Genomic DNA, 6,124 nt, shown 5'->3' with positions numbered 1-6,124 from the left:
CCGCCGCTGGAGCCGCAGGCGGTTCCCGCGGCGGAGCTCGAAGCGCGGATCGCCGCCACGGCCGCCGCCGGATTCGACGTCACCCGCGACGTCCCGTTCCGGATCGCCTTGCTGCGCACCGCCGCCGAGGAACACACGCTGGTCCTCGTCGTCCATCACATCAGCTTCGACGGATCCTCGCTCGCACCGCTGGCCGCCGACCTGATGACCGCCTACGAGGCGCGCCGCGGGCAGCGCGCGCCCCGGTGGGAGCCGCTGCCCGTGCAGTACGCGGATTACGCGCTCTGGCAGGGCAAGCGGCTCGGCACCGAGGACGATCCGACCGCTCCGGCCGCCGTTCAACTCGACTACTGGCGCGCGGCGCTGGCCGATCTGCCCGAAGTGCTCGATCTGCCCACCGACCGCCCCCGCCCGGCGCGTCAGAGCTTCCGGGGCGCGACGGTGTCGTACACCCTGCCCGCCGATCTCGGGCGTGAGCTGACCGCGCTCGGCCGCTCGCGCGATGCCACGGTGTTCATGGTGCTGCACGCGGCGTATGCCGCACTGCTGGCACGGCTGTCGGGCGGTGACGACATCGCGGTCGGCACACCGGTGGCCGGGCGCGGAGAACCGGGCCTCGAACGCCTGATCGGCATGTTCGTCAACACTCTGGTGTTGCGGACGCGCATCGATCCCGGCGCGTCCTTCCGCCGGATTCTGGAGCAGGTCCGGGCAACCGATCTCGCCGCCTTCGGCCATGCCGACATCCCGTTCGAACGTCTCGTCGAGGTGCTGAATCCGCCTCGCTCCACGGCGCACGCGCCGCTGACCCAGGTGGGTTTCGCGTTCCACAACATCGACATTCCGACGGTGCGGTTCGAAGGGCTGACGGTCGATGCCCGGACCGCGGACCCGAGCGTGGCCAAATACGATCTGCACCTCAATCTCGTCGACACCGCGCGCCGCGACGGCAAGCCCGGTGCGATGGCTCTCGAATTCTCCTATGCGACAGATCTGTTCGACGAGTCCACGATCCGCTCGATGATCGACCGATTCGTTCTGTTGCTGCGCGCGGTCGTCGACCGGCCCGACCGTGCGATCGGCGATATCGATCTGCTGACCGAGGAGGAGGCGCGCGAGCTGGCCGTGCGGGAGACCGGCGGATCCATGGCGCCGTCCTCGGCGACGATCGCCGAGCTGTTCGCCGCCCAGGCCGCGGCGACACCGCGCGCGATCGCCGTCCTGGACACCGGGGACGGCACACGACTCGGCTACGGAGAGTTCGCGGCCCGGGTGAACGCGCTCGCGCGGGCGCTGATCGACCGCGGAGTCGGCCCCGAAACGGTTGTGGCCGTGGCGATGCACCGGTCCGCCGACCTGCTGACCGCCCTCTACGCGATCCATGCGGCGGGTGGGGCATATCTACCGGTGAATCCGGAACACCCGCTCGATCGGGTGCGCGCCGTGCTCGGCGCGGCACGGCCCCGGGCGGTCCTCACCCGCCGACCCGACGAGGCGAACCTGCCGGGCGACATCCCGGTCTGGGATGTCGCCGAACTCGGCGCCCGACCACTCGACACCTCGCCGGTGACCGACCGCGACCGGCTCGGGCCGCTGCGCCCGGAGAATCTGGCCTACGTCATCTACACCTCCGGCTCGACCGGAGTGCCGAAGGGCGTGGCGGTATCGCATGCCGCGGTGGTCAATCAGCTGCGCTGGCTGCGCGAGCACTATCGGCTGGGCGACGACGTCATGCTGTTGCGGACGCCGGTCACCTTCGACCTGTCGGTGTGGGAACTGTTCTGCGCCTTGACCTGTGGCGCCGAGTTGGTGATCGCCGGCCCGGGCGCGGGCGCCGACCCGGAGGCGGTCGCGCGGTTGATCGCCGAACATCACGTCACCACAGCCGATTTCGTGCCCTCGCTGCTCGCCGCGTTCGAGGAGACGGCGGCCCGTCATCGCTTCCCGGATCTGCGGCGCGTCCTGTGCATTGGCGAAACGCTGCCGGCCGACACCGTGCGTCGCTTCCGGGAACTCAGCGATGCGCGCCTCGACAACCTCTACGGGCCGACGGAGGCGGCGGTCAGCGTCACCGCCTACCACGTCGACGGTATCGACGGCGGTACCGTGCCGATCGGTACGCCCGAGCCGAATGTCGTGGTGCACGTGCTGGATTCGCGCCTGCATCCGGTACCCGCAGGGGTCACGGGGGAGCTGTATCTGGGCGGCGTCCAGCTCGCTCGCGGCTATCACCGTCGCCGCGATCTGACCGCCGCGACCTTCGTCGCCGACCCCCTCGCCGGTGTGCCCGGTGCCCGCATGTACCGGACCGGTGACCTGGTTCGGTGGGGAAAGGGCGGCGTGCTGTGCTACGTCGGGCGCGCCGACGACCAGGTCAAGATTCGCGGGCTGCGCATCGAACCGGGCGATATCGAGGCGGCGCTGCTCGCGCACGAACAGGTGAGCGCGGCCGTGGCGCGCGTCTGCGCCGACCGCGGCGAGCAACGCCTGATCGCCTACGTGGTCGCACCGGAGACCGTGGATGCCAGGCAGCTTCGCCGCCTGCTGCTGGACCGCCTGCCGGCCTACATGGTGCCCGCCGCGATCATCCGGATCGACGCGGTGCCGCTCACCGCCAACGGGAAGATCGACTACCGGGCGCTGCCGGTTCCGGACGCGATCGGGCAGGCGGAATACCGTGCGCCCCAGGGGATCGTGGAGCAAACGGTCGCCGAGGTCTTCGCCGAACTGCTCGGCGTGGCGGCCGTGGGCGCGGACGACGACTTCTTCGACCTGGGCGGCAATTCGCTCGTCGCCACCCGCGCCCTGAGCCGGATCGGCGGCACGCTCGATGCATCCGTGCCGGTGCGGATGATCTTCGAAGCGCCCACGGTCGCCGAGCTCGCCGAGCGCATCACCCGGCTGCGCGGCGTGCCCGCGCTGCCCGCCCCGGCGCCCGGGCCGAGACCGGAGCGCCTGCCGTTGTCGACGGCGCAGACCCGGATGTGGTTCCTCAACCAATACGACCCGCAGGCACCGGGATATATTGTGCCGCTGGCGGTTCGACTCGAGGGCGCGCTCGACGCGGACGCGCTGGCTGCCGCGGTCGTCGATGTGGTGGAACGGCACGAGAGTCTGCGCACCGTGTACCCGGCGGTCGACGGCGTGCCCACGCAGGTGGTGCTGGATGCGGCCGCCGTCGTCGCGGAGTGGGACCTGACACCGCGGTGGATCGACGAGCGGGAGCTGGCCGACCGGTTGGCCGCGCTGTCGACCACCGGATTCGACGTATCCGAGGCGGTGCCGGTGCGGGTGGCGCTGTACCGGTTGTCGGACACCGTCCGGGTGGTCGCGATCGCGGTGCACCACATCAGTTGCGACGGCTATTCGGTGGCGCCGCTGGCCGCCGATCTGGTGGCGGCGTACAGGGCGCGGACCGGCGACCATCCGTGGGACCGGCCGCCGCTGCCGGTGCAATTCGCCGATTACGCCCTGTGGCAGCGTGCGGTCCTCGGCTCGCCCGGCGATCCCGAATCTCCGGTGGGCCGGGATATCGCCTACTGGCGAACGCGACTCGCCGGGATACCGGAACTCCTCGAACTGCCCGCCGACCGCCCGCGCCCGGTCGAGCAGAGCCATCGCGGCGCGCTGATCCACGCCGACATACCGGCGGAATTGCAGAGCCGGGTCGAATCGCTGGCCCAGCGCGCTCGCGCCACCACCTTCATGGTGGTGCACACGGCGCTCGCGATACTGCTGTCGCGCCTGTCCGGCAGTGACGACGTCACCGTCGGCGTACCGCATGCGGGCCGCGGTCATCGGGTGCTCGACGAGCTGGTCGGCATGTTCGTCAACACATTGGTCCTGCGCACCCGTGTCACCCTCGATCAGACGTTCACCGGATTGCTGGATGTGGTGCGCCGCAGTGATATCGAGGCCTTCGACCACGCCACCGTGCCGTTCGAGCAGCTGGTCGACGCACTGCGCCCGGCCCGCTCGACCGCGCATTCGCCGCTGTTCCAGGTGATGCTCGCCTACCAGAACATGGTGCGGGCGCGCGTGGAGCTGCCGGAACTCACCGTCGAAACACTCGATGCGGGAGACAGTTCCGCGATCTACGACCTGCTGTTCATGGTGACGGAGGACCACGGCCCCGAGGGTGAGTCGGCCGGAATGACGCTGCGACTGACCTACGCGACCGACCTGTTCGACGCGGAGTCGGCGCAGCGCTTCGCGGACCGGTTCGTCCGCCTGCTCGACGGGCTCACGACCGACGCCGACGCGCCGCTCGGTGAACTCGATCTGCTCGATACCGCCGAACGGGAGCTGGTGCTCAAACGCTGGAACGACACCGGCGATCCGGTGTCGGTGGGCCGCACGCTGGTGGACGGATTCGGCGAACAGGTGCGCCGCACTCCGCACGCTCCGGCGATCCTGCCCGCCGACGGTGAGGCGCTGACCTACACCGACTTCGCCGACCGCGTCCACCGGCTGGCCCGATGGCTTATCGCGCGCGGTGCGCGTACGGAAACGCATGTGGCCGTGGCGGTTCGACGTTCGGTCGACCTCGTGACGGCGCTGTACGCGGTGCTGGAGTCGGGCGCGGCCTTCGTGCCGATCGATCCACAGCAGCCGAGCCGGCGCGTCGCCGACGTGCTGGACGCGGCACGGCCGCTCCTGGTTCTCACGACGTCGGCCGACGGCGCCGGCCTGACACCGGAATGTTCGCGGGTGGACCTGGATCGGCTGGATCTGTCCGGGCTGTCCGGCGACCCGATCACGAATGCGGATCGCCGGGCGCCGCTGCGGCCGGAGAACGTGGCCTATGTCCTGTTCACCTCCGGCTCCACCGGTGTGCCCAAGGGCGTGGCGCTGACCCACGCCGCCACCGCTGGTCAGCTGGCCTGGGCGCAGCGGCAGTGGCCGCACGGCGCCGGCGATACGGTGCTGCACAAGACGCCCGTCACCTTCGACATCGCGGTGTGGGAACTGTTGTGGCCGTTGCAGACCGGCGCGCGCATCGTGATCGCCGAACCCGAGGGGCATCGCGACCCGGCCTATCTCGCGGAGTGCATCGCGAACCGGGAGATCACCACGGTGCACTTCGTCCCGTCGATGCTCGACGTCCTGCTCGAAGCCGTCGACGGCACCGAGTTGGCTTCGGTGCGAAGGGTTTTCGTCGCAGGGGAGGCGCTGGCGCAGTCCACCGTCAATGCTGCGGCGCGCGTGTTCACCGCGGCGGAGGTGGTGAACTGGTACGGCCCGGCCGAGGCGGAGGTGGTCACCTCCGCGCGATGCTCGCCCGGTGTGACGGTCCCCGCGACGGTCCCGATCGGCACACCGGTCTCCGGCATGCGGGTGTACGTGCTGGACCGCAGGCTGCGCGCGGTGCCGGTCGGCGTCGTCGGCGACCTGTACGTCTCGGGTGTGCAGCTGGCGCGCGGTTACCACGGCCGCGCCGATCTCACCTGCGCGGCCTTCGTCGCGCATCCGTTCGGCGCACCGGGGGAGCGGCTCTACCGCACCGGGGATCTGGTGCGGTGGACCCGATCGGGCCGTCTGGACTTCCTGGGCCGCAGCGATTTCCAGGTGAAGGTCCACGGCCAGCGAGTCGAGCCGGGGGATATCGAGGCGGCGGCATGTGCCCTCCCGGAGGTCGTGCGCGCGGTCGCGATCGCTACCGCGGAACGAATCGTGGCCTATGTGACGCTCGCACCGGGAGCGGCGATCGACGGCCGCGCGATCCGGGACCGGCTCGCGCGCCGGCTGCCGTCGTATCTGGTTCCGGGGCGCGTCGAGGTGCTCGACCGGATGCCGCTCACCGCGAACGGCAAACTCGACCGGGCCGCGCTCCCGCAGCCGGAGTTCGACGACGTGGCGGACTTCGTGGCCGCGGGCACCGATCACGAAGCGGCACTGGCCGATATCGTCGCCGCGATCACCGGCGCGGAGCGGGTGAGCGTGGCGGCGAATCTGTTCGAGATCGGTGTCGACTCGCTCTCGGCCGCCCGGGTGGCCGCGCGTGCCGAGGCGGCCCTCGGGGTGCGGGTAGGAATTCGCGATATCTTCGAGGAGCCGACGATCGCCGGGTTGGCGGCCCGCCTCAGCCGGCGTGCGCGGTCGTCGCTGCTCCCGCTCGCGCCGC

Annotated in this window: 1 protein-coding gene; it reads left to right on the top strand. The window is 70.8% G+C overall.

The window, feature by feature from the left end; translation table 11 throughout:
* A partial coding sequence (locus NN2_RS33745) for a non-ribosomal peptide synthetase (RefSeq protein WP_156511548.1) occupies positions 1-6,124 on the top strand: 6,124 nt, incomplete at both ends.

It is taken from the genome of Nocardia nova NBRC 15556, from assembly GCF_001613005.1.
GTDB classification, from domain to species: Bacteria; Actinomycetota; Actinomycetes; order Mycobacteriales; family Mycobacteriaceae; genus Nocardia; species Nocardia nova.
Note: the sequence above shows the minus strand (reverse complement) of the source record. Positions and strands in the feature narration are given on the sequence as shown.